The sequence below is a fragment of the Methylobacterium sp. Gmos1 genome, assembly GCF_053764715.1.
The window spans coordinates 508,535-526,134 of the sequence record NZ_JBSNCC010000003.1 but is presented as its reverse complement, the minus strand read 5'-3'; the positions used below and the strand labels follow the sequence as shown (position 1 = coordinate 526,134).

The 17,600-nt window shown below is 71.3% G+C and carries 19 protein-coding genes and 1 tRNA gene; 1 reads left to right on the top strand and 19 read right to left on the bottom strand.

The window, feature by feature from the left end; all coding sequences use genetic code 11:
* Positions 1-143 precede the first annotated feature (143 nt).
* The 19 genes from ACS5PV_RS08635 to ACS5PV_RS08545 form a co-directional block, all read right to left on the bottom strand.
* Positions 144-443, bottom strand: a complete 300-nt coding sequence (locus ACS5PV_RS08635) for a cytochrome C oxidase subunit IV family protein (RefSeq protein ID WP_455394920.1) — start codon at positions 441-443, stop codon at positions 144-146.
* On the bottom strand, positions 440-1,177 hold the full coding sequence (locus tag ACS5PV_RS08630; RefSeq protein ID WP_455394919.1) for a cytochrome c oxidase subunit 3: 738 nt from the start codon (positions 1,175-1,177) through the stop codon (positions 440-442). Before ACS5PV_RS08630 ends, ACS5PV_RS08635 begins: the two co-directional genes overlap by 4 nt.
* Positions 1,174-2,865 carry a cytochrome c oxidase subunit I gene (ctaD, locus tag ACS5PV_RS08625; RefSeq protein WP_455394918.1) on the bottom strand — a complete coding sequence of 564 codons (1,692 nt, stop codon included), beginning with the start codon at positions 2,863-2,865 and terminating at the stop codon, positions 1,174-1,176. Before ctaD ends, ACS5PV_RS08630 begins: the two co-directional genes overlap by 4 nt.
* Before the next feature lie 349 nt (positions 2,866-3,214).
* Positions 3,215-4,282 (bottom strand): cytochrome c oxidase subunit II, encoded by a 1,068-nt coding sequence (coxB, locus tag ACS5PV_RS08620; RefSeq protein ID WP_455394917.1) that lies wholly within the window; start codon positions 4,280-4,282, stop codon positions 3,215-3,217.
* Positions 4,282-4,761, bottom strand: a complete 480-nt coding sequence (locus ACS5PV_RS08615) for a hypothetical protein (RefSeq protein ID WP_455394916.1) — start codon at positions 4,759-4,761, stop codon at positions 4,282-4,284. The genes coxB and ACS5PV_RS08615 overlap by 1 nt, the downstream gene beginning before the upstream one ends.
* Positions 4,754-5,713: a hypothetical protein gene (locus tag ACS5PV_RS08610; RefSeq protein WP_455394915.1), complete on the bottom strand. Its 960-nt coding sequence runs from the start codon at positions 5,711-5,713 to the stop codon at positions 4,754-4,756. Before ACS5PV_RS08610 ends, ACS5PV_RS08615 begins: the two co-directional genes overlap by 8 nt.
* Positions 5,710-6,255, bottom strand: a complete 546-nt coding sequence (locus tag ACS5PV_RS08605) for a c-type cytochrome (protein WP_455394914.1) — start codon at positions 6,253-6,255, stop codon at positions 5,710-5,712. The genes ACS5PV_RS08610 and ACS5PV_RS08605 overlap by 4 nt, the downstream gene beginning before the upstream one ends.
* Positions 6,252-6,767 carry a DUF3341 domain-containing protein gene (locus tag ACS5PV_RS08600; protein ID WP_455394913.1) on the bottom strand — a complete coding sequence of 172 codons (516 nt, stop codon included), beginning with the start codon at positions 6,765-6,767 and terminating at the stop codon, positions 6,252-6,254. Before ACS5PV_RS08600 ends, ACS5PV_RS08605 begins: the two co-directional genes overlap by 4 nt.
* Before the next feature lie 28 nt (positions 6,768-6,795).
* Entirely contained in the window at positions 6,796-8,145 is a 1,350-nt protein-coding gene (gene nrfD / locus ACS5PV_RS08595; RefSeq protein ID WP_455394912.1) for an NrfD/PsrC family molybdoenzyme membrane anchor subunit, read from the bottom strand.
* Positions 8,142-10,964, bottom strand: coding sequence for a 4Fe-4S dicluster domain-containing protein (locus ACS5PV_RS08590; protein ID WP_455394911.1), 2,823 nt, complete (start codon positions 10,962-10,964; stop codon positions 8,142-8,144). Before ACS5PV_RS08590 ends, nrfD begins: the two co-directional genes overlap by 4 nt.
* A complete protein-coding gene (locus ACS5PV_RS08585) occupies positions 10,952-11,611 on the bottom strand; it encodes a cytochrome c3 family protein (RefSeq protein WP_455394910.1) in 660 nt (219 codons plus the stop codon). The genes ACS5PV_RS08590 and ACS5PV_RS08585 overlap by 13 nt, the downstream gene beginning before the upstream one ends.
* 511 nt (positions 11,612-12,122) lie before the next feature.
* Positions 12,123-13,868, bottom strand: coding sequence for a complex I subunit 5 family protein (locus tag ACS5PV_RS08580; RefSeq protein ID WP_455394909.1), 1,746 nt, complete (start codon positions 13,866-13,868; stop codon positions 12,123-12,125).
* Positions 13,865-14,239: a sodium:proton antiporter gene (locus ACS5PV_RS08575; protein WP_455394908.1), complete on the bottom strand. Its 375-nt coding sequence runs from the start codon at positions 14,237-14,239 to the stop codon at positions 13,865-13,867. Before ACS5PV_RS08575 ends, ACS5PV_RS08580 begins: the two co-directional genes overlap by 4 nt.
* Positions 14,236-15,012, bottom strand: coding sequence for an MnhB domain-containing protein (locus tag ACS5PV_RS08570; protein ID WP_455394907.1), 777 nt, complete (start codon positions 15,010-15,012; stop codon positions 14,236-14,238). Before ACS5PV_RS08570 ends, ACS5PV_RS08575 begins: the two co-directional genes overlap by 4 nt.
* Positions 15,009-15,254, bottom strand: a complete 246-nt coding sequence (locus tag ACS5PV_RS08565) for a hydrogenase subunit MbhD domain-containing protein (RefSeq protein WP_455394906.1) — start codon at positions 15,252-15,254, stop codon at positions 15,009-15,011. Before ACS5PV_RS08565 ends, ACS5PV_RS08570 begins: the two co-directional genes overlap by 4 nt.
* A complete protein-coding gene (locus ACS5PV_RS08560) occupies positions 15,251-15,535 on the bottom strand; it encodes a monovalent cation/H(+) antiporter subunit G (RefSeq protein WP_455394905.1) in 285 nt (94 codons plus the stop codon). Before ACS5PV_RS08560 ends, ACS5PV_RS08565 begins: the two co-directional genes overlap by 4 nt.
* Positions 15,532-15,786 (bottom strand): monovalent cation/H+ antiporter complex subunit F, encoded by a 255-nt coding sequence (locus tag ACS5PV_RS08555; RefSeq protein WP_455394904.1) that lies wholly within the window; start codon positions 15,784-15,786, stop codon positions 15,532-15,534. The genes ACS5PV_RS08560 and ACS5PV_RS08555 overlap by 4 nt, the downstream gene beginning before the upstream one ends.
* A complete protein-coding gene (locus tag ACS5PV_RS08550; protein WP_455394903.1) occupies positions 15,783-16,250 on the bottom strand; it encodes a hypothetical protein in 468 nt (155 codons plus the stop codon). Before ACS5PV_RS08550 ends, ACS5PV_RS08555 begins: the two co-directional genes overlap by 4 nt.
* Positions 16,251-16,577: 327 nt before the next feature.
* Positions 16,578-16,652: transfer RNA gene (locus ACS5PV_RS08545), tRNA-Gln, on the bottom strand.
* Positions 16,653-16,825: 173 nt separating this feature from the next.
* Here ACS5PV_RS08545 and ACS5PV_RS08540 point away from each other — a divergent pair.
* Positions 16,826-17,581: an SDR family oxidoreductase gene (locus tag ACS5PV_RS08540; RefSeq protein ID WP_455394902.1), complete on the top strand. Its 756-nt coding sequence runs from the start codon at positions 16,826-16,828 to the stop codon at positions 17,579-17,581.
* The last annotated feature ends 19 nt before the right edge of the window (positions 17,582-17,600 follow it).

The window sequence follows — 17,600 nt, the reverse complement described above, 5'->3', positions numbered from 1 at the left end:
GGGCTAACCGGTATACTCTGGGGATGTTCCTATCCGAGTTGTTTCCGGCGTATGTCGGGCGTTTCCGGCCGGCAAGGTCAATGGCGTAGAGAGTCGGTGCCCTTCCACCGAGTCGACCCGGCGACGTCGCAACCCCGTGTCGCTCACCGGTTCACCATCCGGCTCAGCACGTCGGCGAGCGTCAGGGTGAACAGGATCGCGGCCCAGAACAGGCCGCAGGCGGCGACGAGGCGGACGAGGCCGCTGGCGTGCTTCAACCGCATGAAGACCACGGCGACGAGCGCCGTCTTGACCCCGGCGATCCCGAACCCCACGGCGGTGTCGACGCGCCCGAACGGCCAGTAGGCGGCCCAGGCGCTGAGCGCCAGGAGCCCCATCAGGGCGGCCCAGACCCACAGGTTGCGGCGCCACAGGGCGCCGGGGGTTTCGTGATCAGCACTCATCCGGACCGTCCCGGCAGGTAGAGCATCGGGTAGAGGAAGACCCAGACCAGGTCGACGAGGTGCCAGTACAGCGCCGTGACCTCGACCTGCGGGTTCTCCTTCAGGAAATCCGGATCGCGCCGGCCCTTCGCGATCAGCCGCGTCACCAGCCCGATGCCGATGCTGAGATGGATCGCGTGCACCACCGTGACGAGCCAGTAGAAGCCGAAGAAGATCTGCGCCGGTGCTTGGGCGAGGGCGAATCGCGCGCCCGGCACCAGGTGCTTCTCGATGTCCTCGCGGTACTCGAAACCCTTCACCACCAGGAAGGCGAGGCCGAGGGCGGCGGTGGCGGCGAGGCACCGGAGCGTCAGGCGGCGAAACAATCCCTTCTCTGCGGCTTGCGAGGCCACCGCCATGGTGAGGCTGCTGGTGAGCAGGATCGCGGTGTTGAGCGTGCCGTAGACGATATTGGTTTCGCGGCCGGCGGCCGCGAAGGCCTCCTGGTTCGCGAGCCGGGCCGCCGTGTAGGTCAGGAACAGGGCGCCGAAGAACAGCACCTCGCTCGCCAGGAAGATCCAGATCCCGAAGGTGGCGCCGTCGCGCTGGCGCGCGAAGGCGGTCGCGTGATCGGTCTCGAGGTCGCTCCAAGGCTCGCGCAAGCGAGCCTCGATGTCGGGATGTCCCTCGCGCAAGCGAGCCTCGATGTCGGGGTGCCCTTCCCGGGGGCGGGCCTCGACGTCCGCGCCGCTCATGTCAGCGACCCTTGCGAGGGAAGCCGCGGCTGGTCGTGGATCGGGGCGACGCCTTCCGGATGGTAGTTGTAGGGGCCGCCCTGCACCCGCGGCGAGCCGAAGAAGTTCTGCCGCGGCGGCGGCGAGGAGGTGCGCCACTCGAGGCCGGTCGCGTCCCAGGGGTTGTTCGTCGCGCGCTTCCCGAACAGCAGCGACCAGGTCAGGTAGCCGAGCGGCATCAGGTAGGCCACCGCCAGCACCGCGGCGCCGGCCGAGGAGAGCACGTTCCAGATCTGGAATTCCGGCGGGTAGACGTGGTAGCGCCGCGGCATCCCGAGGTAGCCGGCGATGAATTGCGGGAAGAAGGTCAGGTTGAAGCCGAAGAACATCAGGATCGCGGCGAATCGCGCCCAGGTCTCGGGATAGGTTCGGCCGGTGATCTTCGGCCACCAGAAATGCAGGCCGCCGAAATAGGCCGAGACCGAGGCGCCGACCATGATGTAGTGGAAGTGGGCGACGACGAAGTAGGTGTCCTGGACGTGGACGTCGATCGGGATCGAGGCGAGGAACAGGCCGGTGAGGCCGCCGAGCGTGAACAGCCCGACGAAGCCGAGCGCGTAGAGCATCGGCGATTCGAACCCGACCTGGCCGCGATAGAGCGTGCCGGTCCAGTTGAACACCTTGATCGCCGAGGGCACCGCCACGACGAAGGACAGGAACGAGAACACCAGGGCGGCGTAGGGCGACATGCCCGAGGTGAACATGTGGTGGCCCCAGGTGAAGAAGCCGATCACCGCGATCGCCACCAGGGCGTAGACCATGAAGGTATAGCCGAAGACCTTGCGACGCGCAAAGCACGTGATCAGCTCCGAGACGACCCCCATCGCCGGCAGGACCATGATGTAGACCGCCGGGTGCGAGTAGAACCAGAACAGGTGCTGGAACAGCACCGGGTCGCCGCCGCGGGCCGGATCGAAGATCGGCAGGCCGAAGGTGCGCTCGGCGACGACGAGGAGCAGGGTCACGGCGAGCACGGGTGTCGCCAGCACGAACATCAGGCTCGTCGTGTACATCGCCCAGACGAAGAGCGGCAGGCGGAACCAGGTCATGCCCGGCGCCCGCAGGAGGTGGATGGTCGCGATGAAGTTCACACCCGTTGCGATCGACGAGAAGCCGGTGGTGAACACCCCGAGCACGGTGAGCGAGACCCAGGTGTTGGAGAAGACGGTGGAGTAGGGGACGTAGAAGGTCCAGCCGGTATCGACCCCGCCGAGCAGCAAAGCCGCGACGGCGAGCGTTCCCCCGCCGACGTTGAGGTACCAGCTGATCAGGTTCAGCTTCGGATAGGCGACGTCCCGGGCCCCGATCATCAGCGGCACCAGGAAGTTGCCGAGCGTGTTGGGGATGCTCGGGATCAGGAAGAACCACACCATCACCACGCCGTGCAGCGTGAACAGCTTGTTGTAGGTGTCGGCCCGCAGCACGTCGGCCTCGGGCGTCGCGAGTTCGAGCCGCACCAGCGTGGCCGCCGCGCCGCCGATGAAGAAGAACAGCGTGAGGGTGACCGCGTAGAGGATCGCGATCCGCTTGTGGTCGGTGGTGAGGAGCCAGGAGCGGACGCTGTGCCCGTCGGCGAGGTAGCTGACCGGCAGGCGCAGGTCGAGCTCGTCCGAGTCGGCGAGGCCGGTGGGGCTGACGGTGGTGCTCATGGGGAGCCTCCGAAGCTGTCTTCCTCCCCCGCAGAGGGCAGGGCTGTCCGGGGAAAGAAGTGGCGCAGGATTTCCCCTCTCCCCGCGGGCGGGGAGAGGCTTTCGCCCCCCTCGTCGGGGGCGAAAGAAGCGGAGGCGTAGCCGGAGCGAGGGTGAGGGGGTCTCGACGCGTGAGACTCCCCCGGAAACACCCCCTCACCCTCGCGGCGAACCTGCGGTTCGCTGCTCCCTGAGCCCCTTCGGAGCTCAGGCCTCTCCCCGCCCGCGGGGAGAGGGGAAGGTCCGCGCCTTTTCTTTTTCCCTGCCAGCCCTGCCGCAGAGGGGGGAGGGTTGGGGGCGCCGAGCCTCGTCACGGCCGCACCGCCGGTCCCGCCGGGGCGGGCTGATCGAGGACCGGCGCCCCCGGCACCATCGCGGGGCTGCGCTCGCGCACCCCGCCCGGCACGTTGGAGCGGACCTCCGGCGTGCCGAGCACCCGCACCACCGCCGGCTCGGAGCCGAGCGCGCGGATATAGGCGGTGATCGCCTGGATCTCGCCGTCGTCGAGGAGGCCGGCATAGCTCGGCATGACCGGGGCGTAGCCCGCCACCACGTCGCGCTTCGGCTGGAGGATCGAGTCGCGGATGTAAGCGGCGTCGGCGGTGGCGAAGCGGCCGCCTTCGAGCGGCACCGGGCGCTCCCAGATCCCGGCGAGGCTCGGCGCGTGCACGGCCGAGCCCGGGGCGTGGCAGCCGGCGCAGCCGCGCTCGGAAAACACCCGCTCGCCCTGGTGGGCGAGGTCGTCGCCCTCGGGCTGGGCCGACAGCCAGGCCGCGTAGGCCTCGGGCTCCATCACGATCACCCGGCCGAGCATCCGGGCGTGGTCGGTGCCGCAATACTCGGTGCAGAGCAGGTGGAAGGTGCCGGTCTTGGTGGCCTGGAACCAGGCCTCGGTCTGCTGGTCTGGCAGCACGTCGCGCTTCAACCGGAAGGCCGGGACGAAGAACGAGTGGATCACGTCCTGCGAGGTCATGATGAGCTTGACCGGTTTGTTCACCGGCACGTGCAGCTCGTTGATCTCGCGGGCGCCGTTCGAGGCCTGCGTCTTCCACATCCACTGCTTGGCGACGACGTGGATCTCGATGGCGTCCGGCGGCACCGAGTAGGCGCCGATCTCCGCCGAGGCGGCCCACCAGAAGACGAACACGAACAGGAAGATCGTCGCGGCGGTCCAGCCGATCTCGAACTCGCGCGAGACGATCTCGGGGAGAGGGTGGCGGTTCGCCTTGGAGCCGCGCCGGAAGCGGATCGAGAAGACCAGCAGCAGCCCGACCACCAGGCCGAGGATCAGGACCGAGGCGATGGTGAGCCCGATGAAGATCCGGTCGGTCAGCACGGCCTGGAGGGAGGCCGATTCGGGCATCAGGCGGCCGAACATCAGCGCGCCTCCCTGGGTAAAGCCGTCACGGTGTCGGGTGGCGGCAGCGGGCTCGCGGCGCCACCGCGGCTGCCGAGGGGCGGCACGCGTTCGGGCTGGAGCGGGGCGGCGTAGGCCTGCGCCCCGCGCTCCTCGAGAAGCCGCATCGCCTCCGCCACCGGCATGCGGGCGATGCCGTGGGCCCGGTCGACCCAGGCATACGTCTCGAGGCGCCGGCGCTGGTCGGCGAGGAGGCGGGCGAGGTCGCCTTCCGGATCGCGCTGCAAGGCGGGGCCGGCGAAGGTGCGGGCGGGCTCGGTATTCGGGCTGGTGATCGCCCGGTCGCGGTAGAACCGCATGCCCGCGAGCGTCACGGCGACGAAGACGACGATGAACAGTCCGGTGAGCAGCACCGGCTTCAGGCGGATGTCGGGCGCCTCCGGCGGTCCCTCGGCGTGACCGACCGCATCGTCACGCACCGGAGCAGCGGTGTCAGGCATGCCGCAGCCTCCGTCCGATCCGTCCGGCGAAGCGAAGGGCGAGGAGCGCAACGACGAGGAGGCCGGCGAACCACAGGCCGGCGGCGACGCAAGCCCCGCCGGCTGCCGGCCCCCAGGCCGGCAGGACCAGCCAGCAGGCGCGCAAGGCGAACCCGACGAGGACGAGGAGGCCGACGAGGCGCAACGCCCCCGGGCTGCGGCGCACCGCCCCGAGGAGCAGGAGGAGGAATGGGACGATGCCGCCGGCGGCGACCGCCGTCCCGATCAGTGCCGGGTAGGGCTCCCTTGCGCGCCGCAGGTAATAGGCGGCCTTCGGTGGCAGGTCGCCGTACCAGGCGACCACGTAAGACATCAGCCCGATGTAGAGGACGCCGAGCAGCGTCGCGAGGAGCAGGTTGGCGAGGTCGGACGCGGTCGTCTCGTCGAGACCCTTCGGGCTCACGACCGCCGCGAGCGCGAGCGCGGCGATGAGCTGGTGCAGGGCGAAGCCGGCGCCGAAGGCCGACGACGTGAAGCGCGGCTCCAGCGACAGGATCCAGTCCACCGGCACGAGGCTGATGGTCAGGCCGTAGAAGGCGAGGCCGAGGCCGGCGACGAGCCGGGAGCTGCGCCCTGTGAGCACCAGCCCGGCCAGCACCGACCAGCCCAGCAGCGCGACCGCGCCCCGCACCGTGAACAGGGCCGGGTTGAGGTAGAGGGACGCGACGTCGGCCTTCACCGCACCCGGATCGGCGGCCCAGGGGTAGAGCGCCGGCAGCCCCGCCACCACGCCGAGGAAGCCGAGGGCGACGAGCGGCAGGAGCGCGGCGACGGGGCGTAAGCATGGCCCCAGCGCCTCGCCCCAGCGCCCGCCGGTGATGCGGTGGACGAGCAGCAGCACCAGGCTGCCGGCGGGGGCGGTGCCGAAGGCGATCCAGGCGAGGAGCCAGCCGCGGGCGAGGGCCTCGGTCACGGGCGCGCCTCCGGAATCTTCTCCGCCAGCCCCGGCACCTCGGCGACGCGGGCGCCCTGGGAGAGCTGGAGCGCGCGGATATAGGCGGCGATCGCCCAGCGGTCCCGTGGCTCCACGCGGTTGGCGTAGCGATACATGACCCCGTAGCCGTTCGTGATGACGTCGACGAAGTAGCGGGCGGGCGCCGCCCGCAGGCGGTCGTCGTGGTAGGACGGGGGCCTGGGGAAGCCGCGGGCGACGATCATGCCGTCGCCATGGCCGGTGAGCCCGTGGCAGGGGGTGCAGATCGCCTCGTAGCGCTCGCGCCCGCGCCGGAGCAGGGCGGCGTCGACGGGGGGCGGATCGGCCAGAGCCGCCTCGTCGGCGAGCGCCCCCTGCTGCACGGTCCCGTCCGGGGGGACACGGGCCTCGGCCCCGTCGGCCCAGAGCTCGGCGCGGCGATAGACGTCGTAGCGCTTCTGCTGCGTCATCGAGAGGTCGTCGCAGGCGCCGAGCAGCAGCAGCGGCGGAAGCAGGAGGGGGAGCAGGCTCCGGCCGGTCACGGATGCGTCTCCGCCACCAGCCCGGCCCCGGCCTCCTCGAGGAGCCGGCGCAGGGATTCCGGGTCGCCCTTGGGTGCCACGAGGAGCAGGAAGCGATCCTGGCTCACCCGCTCGAATTGCGGCATCACGAACAGCGGATGATGCAGCCGCGGCAGCCCGCAGGTGACGAGAAGCGCCACGAAGCCCGCGATGGCCGCGGCCAGCACCCCGACCTCGAACGGCACCAGCACGAAGACCTGCCAGCTGTGCAGCGGCCGGCCGCCGGAATTCAGCGGATAGTCGTGGACGGCGCTCCACCATTGCAGGGCGTAGAGCGCGGCAGCGCCGCCGAAGCCGGCGAGCGCCATGGCGGGCCGGATGAAGCGCGGGGCGGGATCGAAGGCCTCCGCGAGCTCCTCGAGCGGGAACGGCGTGAAGGCGTCGATGGCGCGGTGGCCTTCCGTGCGGGCGCGGCGCCAGGCGGCGACGAGGGCGTCGGGGGTGTCGAACTCGGCGAGGAGGGGCGTGGTCACGGGCGCGCCTCCCGGTATCCGCCACCCATCACGCCGCCCCCTCGTCCCGCGCCAGCTGCCGGACCTCGTGCATCGAGACGATCGGCAGCAGGCGCGCCAGCACCAGGAACAGGAAGGCGAACAGCCCGAGCGGTCCGACGAGGATCGCGAGGTCGTAGAGGCTGGTGTGGTAGGTCCGCCAGAGGGTGATCGCGTGGCCGTGCGAGAGCGTGTTCCAGACGATCAGGATCCGCTCGAGCCACATGCCGACATTGATCAGCACCGAGATCCCGGCGAGCCACCACAGGTTCCGCCGCACCCGGCGCCACCACAGCGCCTGCGGCGCGAGGCAGTTGCAGAACAGCAGCCCGCCGTAGAGCGGCGCGTAGTCGCCGGTGAAGAAGTAGCCGATGACGGTGCGGTCGGCGTGCTCGCCGCCGTACCAGGCGGTGAACCACTCGGTGGCGTAGGAGAACGCCATGACGATCGAGGCGAACAGCATCACCTTCGCCATCGCGTCGAAATGCGCCGGCGTGATCATCGCCTGGAGGTTCAATCCCCAGCGGATCAGGATCGCCAGCACGACGACCATGGCGAAGCCGGAAAACATCGCGCCGACCACGAAGTAGGGCGGGAAGATGCTCTCCTGCCAGCCGGGCATCAGGCTCGCGGCGAAGTCGAGCCCGACGATCGAGTGGACCGAGCAGACCAGCGGCACGGCGAGCGCCGCCATGGCGAGGTGGTAGGTCTCGTAGGCGCGCCAGTGCCGGGCGGAGTTGCGCCAGCCGAGCGCCAGGGCCCCGTAGATCACCCGGCCGGCCCGCGTTTGCGCCCGGTCGCGCATGGTCGCGAGGTCCGGCAGCAGGCCGGTGAACCAGAACAGGGCGGAGAACAAGAGGTAGCTCAGGATCGCCCAGAAGTCCCAGACCAGGGCCGAGCGCCATTGCGGCCAGAGAGCCATGGTGTTCGGGTAGGGCGCGAGCCAGTAGGCGTAGAGCGGCCGGCCGAGATGGATGATCGGAAACAGCCCGGCGATGGCGGCGGCGAACAGGGTCATCGCCTCGGCGAAGCGGTTGATCGAGGCGCGCCAGCGCTGGCGCGTCAGCAGCAGCATCGAGGAGATCAGCGTGCCGGCGTTGCCGATGCCGATCCACCAGACGTAGTTGGCGATCGAGAAGCCCCAGACCACGGTGGTGTTCACGCCCGAGAGCCCGATCCCGACCGTCAGCACCGCCCCGATGGCGCCGAGCGTCAGCACGACGAAGGGCAGGGTGCACAGCAGCGCGATCGCCCAGGCGCGGCCAAAACCCTCGCGCTGGATCGGGTCGGCGACGGCGGCCGAGATCGTCCCGTAGCCGAGGCGCTCGGCGTCGATCAGCGGATGGGGCTGCCCGCTCACGTCCGGTCCTCCCGGACGGGGTTGCGCAGCTCGGCGAGGTAGGTGGTGCGCGGCCGGGTGTTCAGCTCCGCCATCAGGGCGTAGTGGCGCGGATCCGCGCGCTGCGCCGCCACGGGGCTGTTCGTCGCGTTCAGGTCGCCGAAGCGGATGGCGCGGGTCGGGCAGGCGGATTGGCAGGCGGTCGAGACCTCGCCCATCGGGCGCCCGTCGCGCTCGGCCGCCTGGCGCTCGTTGGCGATGCGCTGGACGCAGTAGGTGCACTTCTCCATCACGCCGCGGGTCCGGACCGTGACGTTGGGGTTGCGCTGCGCCCGCACCGGCTCGGCGCCGAGATTGGCGTATTCCTGCCCGTCGGCGTAGCCGAAGAAGTTGAAGCGGCGGACCTTGTAGGGGCAGTTCGCCTCGCAGAAGCGGGTGCCGACGCAGCGGTTGTAGACCTGGAGGTTCAGCCCCTCGCCGTCATGGACCGAGGCCGCCACCGGGCAGACCGGCTCGCAGGGCGCGTGCTCGCAATGCATGCACGGCACCGGCTGGAACCCGGCCTCGATCCGCTCCGGCTTCCCTGCGTCGTAGAGGTCGACGCGCAGCCAGTGCATCATCCGCCCGCGGGAGATCTCCTCGGGACCTACCACCGGCACGTTGTTCTCGGACTGGCAGGCGATCACGCAGGCGTTGCAGCCGATGCACGCCATGGTGTCGATCACCATGCCCCAGGCATGGCCGTCGGCATCCCCGGTCCAGGGGGCGAGCAGCGTGGGCTGCTCCGATCCGTTGCCCTTCGGCCCGGATGCGGCTAGCGCCGCGAGGTCGATGCGCGGGAAGAGCTTTTCGGTCTCGCCCTCGATCTGGGTATAATTCTGCGTGCGCAGGATCGCGTGGCGTTCGTCGAGGGCTGTGAGGCTCACCTCGCGGATGAGCCGCCCCGCGCCCTCCCGCATGAGCCGGTAGCCATCGACCCCGATTCCGGTGCCGATCGGCCCGGCCCGGGTCCGGCCATGGCCGAGGCTCAACCCCGCGACCCCGTCGGCAACCCCCGACACGACCGCCACCGGCGCGACCACCGACACGCCGCGGACGGTGACGCTCACGCCCTGCCCGTCCTCGACGCCGCGTCGTGCGGCCTCGCCGTGCGAGAGGAGGAGCGCGTTGCCCCAGACCTGCTTCGTCACCGGGTGCGGACATTCCTGCAGCCAGGCATTATTGGCGAAGCGCCCGTCCCACAGGGCCGGGTCGGGGGTGAGGAGAAGGGCGAGGTCGCACGGCGGGGGCGCCGGCGGCAGGACCGGCAGGGCAGGCTCGGGTGGCGCGACGGGCGCCGCGGCGCTGGCCGGGATCGTCCCGTCGTGCAGGCAGCGGCGCCACCACCCGTCGAAGTCCCGGTCGTCCGGGCGCCGGTGCGGCTCCCAGATGCCGTGCCAGGTCTCCCGTACGATGTCGTAGCCGCGTCGCGCCTCGGCGCCGGTGAGGAGGTTCAGGATCTCGTGCGCCGAGCGGCCGCCGTAGAGCGGGCGCAGCAGGGGCTGGACGAGGCTCGCGGTCCCGTCGGTCGCCCGCAGGTCGGACCAGGATTCGAGGTCGTGGGCGAGCGGCAGGTGCCAGTGCGTCGCGCCCGCTGTCTCGTCGGCATGCGTGCCGACCTGGACGCTGAACGGCAGCCGCCGCAGCAGCTCCGGGAAACCGAGAGCGGCCGGCGCGGTCTGGACCGGGTTCGTGCCGAGGACCGCCAAGCAGGAGACCTTGCCCGCCGCGATGTCCTCGCACAGCCCCGCGAGGTCGCCCGGCGGATGGTCCGGCAGCGCGTCCGGCGGCGCGATCCAGTCGATGGGTGCCGCCAGCCGGGCGTTGAGCCAGTGGGCGAGGGCGTGGAAGGCGGGGTCCAGCGCCTCGCCGACGAGCACCACGGCGCGGCCGGGATGCCTGCGCAGATCGGCCAGGATGTCTTCCGCGAAACGGCGCTCGTCATCCCCCAGGCCGGGTTCGGGCAGGCCGGCGCCGAACCCGTTGGAGACATGGGCGAGGAGGGCAGCGACCGCCGGCGGTGCCAGGGCGCGGCGCTCGTCGGCCTTGATGCCGGTGAGCGTCGGCAGGCCCTCCGCCACGTACAGGCGGCCGAACCGGGCCGGGTCGCGCCGGCGCTCGATCAGGGCGGAGGAGAGGCGGATCTGGTCCGGCCCCGGCCCGAGGGGATCGGCCTCCAGGCAGACCACGATCTCGGCCCGCTCAAACCGGGGCAGGGCCCGCAACGGCCGCCCGAAGGCGAGGGCGGCGCCGGACCGCGCATTCGTCTCGTCCAGCGGCTCATGGACGTGCCAGGCCGCCTCCGGCATCGCCTCCCGCAAGGCCGCGATCTGGCGCAGCAGCGTCGGCGAGGTGACCCGGCCGGTCAGCAGCCGGAAGCCCGCCCCGCCTCGCGCCCGCGCCTCGGAGAGCGGCCGGGCATAGGCCTTGCCGAACGCCTCCCACGAGGCGATGCCGGCGACGCGCTCGCTCGGCGCGCGGGAGCGGTCGGGGTCGTAGAGATCGAGGATTGCGGCTTCGAGGAAGACGTCGGTGGCGCCGAGGCTGCCGGGATGGAGCGGGTTGCCCTCGATCTTGATCGGCCGGCCGTCGACCGCGACGGCGTGGACGCCCCGGGCGAAGCCGGACAGGGGAAGCGCCGTGGCGTAGCGCGCCGGGACCCCGGGCAGGAGCTGCTCGGGCTGGCGCACGTAGGGCAGGATCTCCTCGTCCGGCCGGGAGCACCCCCCGGCCGCGAGCGCGATGCCGGCGCCCAGGAGCCGCAGGGCCTCGCGGCGGTGGAGGCCGGTCAGCGGTGGCATATCGAGCACTCGCTGAGCCGCGCCGGCGACTTGACGTGGTAGGCGGCGGCGAGGCGCGCGCCCTGCTCCGTCTGGTCGTCGGGCGGCGTCCAGGTCATGTCGAACACCGCTTCGCGCGGACGCAAGTTCGGCTCAGGGTTCCGGTGGCAATCGAGGCACCATCCCATGGTGAGGGGTGCCACCTGGCGGACCAGCTTCATGGTCTGGACCGCGCCGTGGCAGGTCGAGCAGCCGACGCCCTTGGCGACGTGGACCGAGTGATTGAAGTAGACGTAGTCCGGCAGGGCGTGGACCCGGCGCCAGGCCAGCGGCCGGCCCTCGGCGAGACTGGTGCGGACGGGAGCCAGCATCGGCGCGTTGGTCCAGATCTGCGAGTGGCAGCTCATGCAGGTCTCCGTCGGCGGGATGCCCGCGAAGGCGGCCTTCTCGACCGAGGTGTGGCAATAGCGGCAGTCGATCCCGAGCCCGCCGACATGGTGCTCGTGGCTGAACGGCACCGGCTGCTCGCGGGTCACATCCTGGGCGGTGGCGTAGGGCGAGCGCCACAGGGTGGTGGCCATCCCGACCGCGAGGACCGGAACGACGGCGATGCCTGCGAGGACCACCCGCGCCAGAGTGTCGGCGCCCGGACGAAAGATCTGCGCCATTCCGCTTGCAGTCTCGCTCCCCGATCCCCCGGGCGGTGTTCGCACCGCATCCGTAGCAGTATACTCAGTATGGGTATTTTGGTTCCGTTGCCCGGAGCGCGGGGCCGCCGCCGTGGCCGTCGAGCCACGTGCCTGTCGGAGGCGCGTGGTTGTCCGGGCGCACCGGCCGCCTGATAAGCGCAGCCGGAGATGCGCCTGCCGCCTTCGACGGTGTCCGGCCGCCGGAGCTCGCCAAGGAGAGCCTGTTTGACTTGCCTCGACGGAATTGACACCCGCTTTGTCATCCCGGGTTCTCGACTTCGTCGAGCCCCGGGATGACGTGGAGAGTTGTTAGTGCAGGTGCCGACCAAACAATGCAACCGTGCGGTCAGGCTCTAAGCCCGAGGATTTTGATCGCGATTGCGCGGCCCTATTGTAGAACGCAAGAGATATTTGCCGCCTGCGGCTCGACGGACAGGTTCGTCGCAATTCGAAGAGGCGGTGAAGGCACGAGGGGCGATTCGTGAGGTACTCAAGGCAGCGCGCAGGCCACCGCGAACAGCGCCAGCCCCACCGCCATCCAGGTCACGTAATCGCCCACCAGCCCGCTATGCAGGGCCTGCAGCCCGCGGAAGCCCGCCCGTTCCACCCCGGTGAGCCGCCGCATCGCGCGTGACACCGCGCGGCGACGCGTGAGGGCGAGAGCCAGGAAGCCGAGTGTCAGGTCGATCGGCGCAAGGTTGCCGAGTTCGGCCGGCGGCAGCACCAGGGGAGGCGCTGCCGGATCGGCGAGGCGTGCCGCCGCGACGCCGAGGAACGGCGCCACGGCGTCGTAGGGCATGAGCGCCAGGGCGACGAGGGCGAGCGCCGGCAGGGCCATCAGCCAGAGCGGGCGGTCGGGCTTTTCGCGCTCGCGCTCGGTCGGAGCGAGGAGCTCCGGCCCGGGCACGCCGCTGGCGCGCAGGAAGATCCGGGCGGCGGCGCGCAGCACCGCGCCGCCGGTGAGCGCGGTGGCGAGCGTCGTGCCGGCGGTGACGATCGGGCCGACCCCGTGCTCCATCAGCCCGGTCGCGCCGTGCATCAGCCCGAGCGGCAGCCCGCCGAGGAGGAGGCCGCCGAGCCCCATCGTCAGGGCCGGCGGCCACAGGCCCCGGCCCTGACCGTAGAGCACGATCTCGTCGGCCGATTGCCGCAGGGCCAGCAGCGTGCCCGCCACCATGAACAGCGCGCCCTTCACCAGCCCGTGCCCGACCATGTAGAGAAGCAGGCCCGCCCGCGCGGTGCCGGTATCGGCCGCGAGCGCCGTCAGCATGATGCCGAGATGCGCGATGGTCGAGAAGGCTAGCAGCCGCTTAAGGTGGCGCTGCGCGAAGGCCGTCAGGCCGGCGACGAGGGCTGTGGCCAAACCGAGCCACAGCATCAGCCCGTGCACCAGCCCCATGACGGTCGGATCGCCGGCAAAGACCTGCGCCACCAGCTTGGCAAGGCCGAACAGGCCGAGGCTCACCATCGCGCCGGAGAAGATCACCGAGACCGGGCTCGGCGCGACGGCGTGGGCGTCGGCGAGCCAGAGGTGGAACGGCAGGATCGCCGCCTTGGTGAGAAGGGCGCCGGCCACCAGGACGAACCCGCCGGTGACGACCGGATCGCCGCCGATCCCCGCGACGACCCGGCCCATGGCGGCGAAGTCGAGGGTGCCGGTGCGGGCGTAGAGCAGCCCGGTTCCCGCGAGCATCAGGAAGCTCGCGAGCGCATTGGTGACCGTGAAGTTGAAGGCGCCCTCGAGCGCGCTGCGGCCGAGCGGGTAGGCGGTGAGCGCGAAGGCCGCGACGCTCATCAGCTCGAACCAGACGAACAGGTTGAACAGGTCGCGCGTGAGGCAGAAGCCGACCATCGCGGCGAGGAAGAGCAGCATCAGCACCTGGAAATGCGCGTGCTCGTCGTCGAAGTAGCCCCAGGCGAAGACGAAGGTGGCGGCAAACAGCAGGCCGCAGAAGGCCGCGAGCGCCGCGCTCGCCGGATCGGCCTCAAAGCCGATGCCGAGCACCACGCCCGGGCGATGCGCGGCGTCGGGCGTCCAGCCGCCGAACCAGTGCTGCACCGGTCCATCGAGGCTGTGGCGCGCGAGCCAGGCGCAGAGAGCGGAGACGGCGAGCGCGGTCAGGATCGCCACGACCTTCGGCAGGCGCGGCGGCAGCCAGTGCGCGAGGCCGAGCATCAGTGTCGCGACGCCGAGAGGCAGCAGCACCGCGACGGGGAGGGCGGCGCCGGGGTTCACCGGGTGGACCGCTCGGGCGTGGATTCGGGCGGGCGCAGGGGGCGCAGGGCCTGCGGATCGAGGGTGTGGCGGCGCTTCTGCACCTGGACGGCGATGGCGAGCAGCAGGGCCGACACGGCGGCGCCGACCACGATGTCGGTGAGCACCAGCGCCTGCACGATCGGATCGACCGCCGACGTCCCGGGGGGATGATCGTAGAAGATCGGCGGCCCGGCGCCGTTCACGAAGCCGAGGCCGAGGAGCAGCACGTAGGTCGCCGACTGGCACACGGTGAGGCACCCAACGAGATGCACGGCGTGCCGCGAGGTGGCCAGCCCATAGAGCCCGATCCCGAACAGCCAGGCGGCGACGAACCAGGGCAGAACGCTCATCGGCCTTCCTCGTCGGGTACGGAATCGTGGTCGGGCGCGCGGGTCTCCTCCATGAATTCGAGGAGCAGGAGCCCGAAGCTGCCGGTCACCGACAGGGCGACCGCGGCGTTGACCACGATCATCAGCCCGCCGGAATAGAGGTCCTTGAGGGTGCCGAGGGGCAGGATGTTGTCGAGCGCCGGTCGGCCCATGACGAGCGGCACGGCCGCGGCCAGGACGTAGAGCAGCGCGCCGCCGCCCTCGAGCAGGGCGAGCACCGGCCCGCGCACCAACGCCCGCCACACCGCGTAGCCCTCGCCGAGATAGAGGAGCAGCAGGCTCGAGGCGATGATCACCCCGCCCTGGAAGCCGCCGCCCGGCGTCGTCATGCCGTGGAGGACGACGTAGAGGCCGAGCAGCAGGGTGAGCGTCGCGGTGATCCTGCAGGCGAGAACCGTCGCGTCGGCGCGCGGGATCACCGGGCGCCCGGGCACGTGGCCCGCCTTCTCGGTCCCGCTCTCGCCGCGGGCGCCGCGCAGGAGCACGGTCGCGCCGGTCACGGCACAGAGCAGCATGCATTCCTCGCCCAGCGTGTCGATGCCGCGCACGTCGAAATTGACCGCCGCCACCATGTTGGTGACGTGGCGCAGCTCCGGCAGCAGGGCGTTCACCGCCTGCCCGTAGGGCGAGGTGGGGGTGCCGAAACCCGGCAGGGCGAGGGCGACGTAGATCACGGCCGGGGCCAGCGCCAGGAGCGCGAGGGCAAGCACCACGAGGCGAAGCCGCACGCTCATCGCCCGGCCCGGTCCGTGGCGATGGCGGCGAGGGCGACCAGGAACAGGAACGGCGTCACCGCCGTGCCGACGGCAATCTCCGACAGGGCGACGTCGGGCGCTTCCAGGGCCAGGAACAGCAGCCCGAGGACGAGGCCGTTGCCGGCAAGCGCGTAGACCTGTCGTCTCGGGTCGCGGGTGATGACCACGAGCAGGCCTGAGACGGCGGCGAGGATCAGGAGGCCGGCGACGAGACCGCTCATCGCCGCTCCCCGTCGCGGATGTGCAGCGCGTGGCCGGTGACGTGCGAGAGGAGCGCGCCGACGAGCAGGGTCGCCAGCCAGATCGCGGTGCATTTCAGCGCCCGCGGCGAGAGCCCGTCGGTCAGCCAGGCGGCCAGCACCAGGGCCGCGCCCCCGGCGACGTTGACGAACGTCACGGCATGCAGGCGCTCCAGGGGGGTCGTGAGCCGCCAGAGCGCCAGGGCGGAGATCCAGGCGGCGAGCACCGCGAGGGCGAGGCAGAGCCCGACGAGGACGCTCACAGCCAGCGCTCCTGGAACATCGCGAAGAGCAGGGTGCCGGGCAGCGTCAGCACGGCGAGGACGAGCCCGAGGTCGATCGCTGCCGGCTGGTCGAGGGCGAAGCTCATCACGACGAGGAGCAGGACCGCGAGCGAGGTGGCGAGCTGCACCGCAACGAGGCGGAAGGCGAGGGCGCCGCGGGCCGCTGCCGCGACCGCGAGGGCGAGGGGCGGCAGCAGGGCGAGCGCGGCGGCGAGCCAGAGCCCCGTCATGCCAGCCACCGCGGATCGGCGGGCGGGGGCGCCTCGCCGAGTGCGTGGATCAGCGCCTCGTCGCGGCCGGGATCGGCCCGCAGCACGAAGCTGTCGGGCGCGAGCGAGGCCAGGAGCACGGCCCCGGCCCGCCGGGCCCGCTCGGCCGGCTCGTCCTCCGGCCCGCGCCGAAAAAGCCGGCGGTGGGCGTGGCCCGGATGGGTGCCGACGAGAATGGACCGCGCCAGCGCGGCGCCGGTGCGCAGGGTCGCAGGCCCCAGACCCGCGAGCGCCCGGCCCCAGGGGGCGAGGTGGGCGCGCGAGACGCGAAACTGCCGCTTCGCGTGGGTGCGGATCCGCCAGGCCCAGGCCGTCATCAGGCTCGCCACGACGATCCCGGTCGCGATTTCGTGGGTGCCGGCTTCGCCGGCGAGCAGGAGATAGAGGGCGAGCGTGCCGAGCCAGGCGAGGGTGCTGCGGAGCATCGTCGGACGAATCCGGTGTTGGTTGGGGGTCTAACGCCCTCGACGCTTTCGCGTTCGTTGGCTCGTGCCGAACGAAGGCCGGCTGTCGCGAGCGGTGTGAGCTGGTCGAGGGGCCGCACCTGCGAGGAGAGGAGGTTGCCCCACCCCACGGCGCGCCAAGCTCATGAAGGAGCAGCACCTGTCGAGCGTGGTCGCGGATGGTATGGGTGAGGAAGGCAGCGTCGGTCCGCGCGGCTTCCCGGTGAAGCAGCGGAATGGTGCAACCGGCTCACTCCGCAGCGCGTCTGCGCGAGATCGTGAGCGTTCTGAATGGGTTAGGTGAAAAGGTGGCTGGGGCGCCAGGATTCGAACCTGGGAATGGCGGTACCAAAAACCGCTGCCTTACCGCTTGGCGACGCCCCAACGCGCGGCTGGCGCTTCCATAGCCGGGTGGGGCGGTGCTGGCAACCGGTGCGTTGCGCCTTGGCGCGGCGCGTGTGTGCGGTTGGAGGGGCTTTCGGGCTCGTGTATGCCCTTGGCCTGTGACCGGCGCGACGCGCCGCGAACCATCAACGAAGAACGGGAGGAGAGGGCCGATGAGCACGCAGAAGGTCGCGCTGGTGACCGGGGCCGGTTCGGGGGTGGGTCGCGCGGTGGCGCTGGCGCTGGCGCAGGCCGGGTACGACGTGGTCCTGTCGGGGCGCCGGCCCGAGCCGCTGCAGGCGGTCGCCGCCGAGATCGAGGCCAGGGGCCGCCGCGCCCTGGCGCAGCCGACCGATATCGGCGACGAGGCTTCGGTGGCCGCGCTGTTCTCCCGCCTCGAGGAGACCTTCGGCCGCCTCGACGTCTTGTTCAACAATGCCGGCATCGGTGCGCCGCCGGTCGAACTCGACGAGCTGCCCGTCGCGACCTGGAAGGCGGTGGTCGACACCAACCTCACCGGCGCCTTCCTGTGCACCCAGGGCGCGTTCCGGCTGATGAAGAAGCAGCAGCCGCGCGGCGGGCGCATCATCAACAACGGCTCGATCTCGGCCCACGTGCCGCGGCCGTTCTCGGCGCCCTACACCGCCACCAAGCACGCGATCACCGGGCTGACCCGCTCGACCTCGCTCGACGGGCGCGCCCACGACATCGCCTGCGGCCAGGTCGATATCGGCAACGCCGCCACCGACATGACCGCGCGGATGCAGAAGGGCGTGCCCCAGCCCGACGGCTCGACGCGGCCCGAGCCGACCATGGACGCCAAGCACGTCGCCGATGCGGTGGTCTACATGGCGAGCCTGCCCCTCGACGCCAACGTGCAGTTCATGACCGTCATGGCGACCAAGATGCCGTTCATCGGCCGCGGCTGAGGACCCTCCCTCTGGCCCT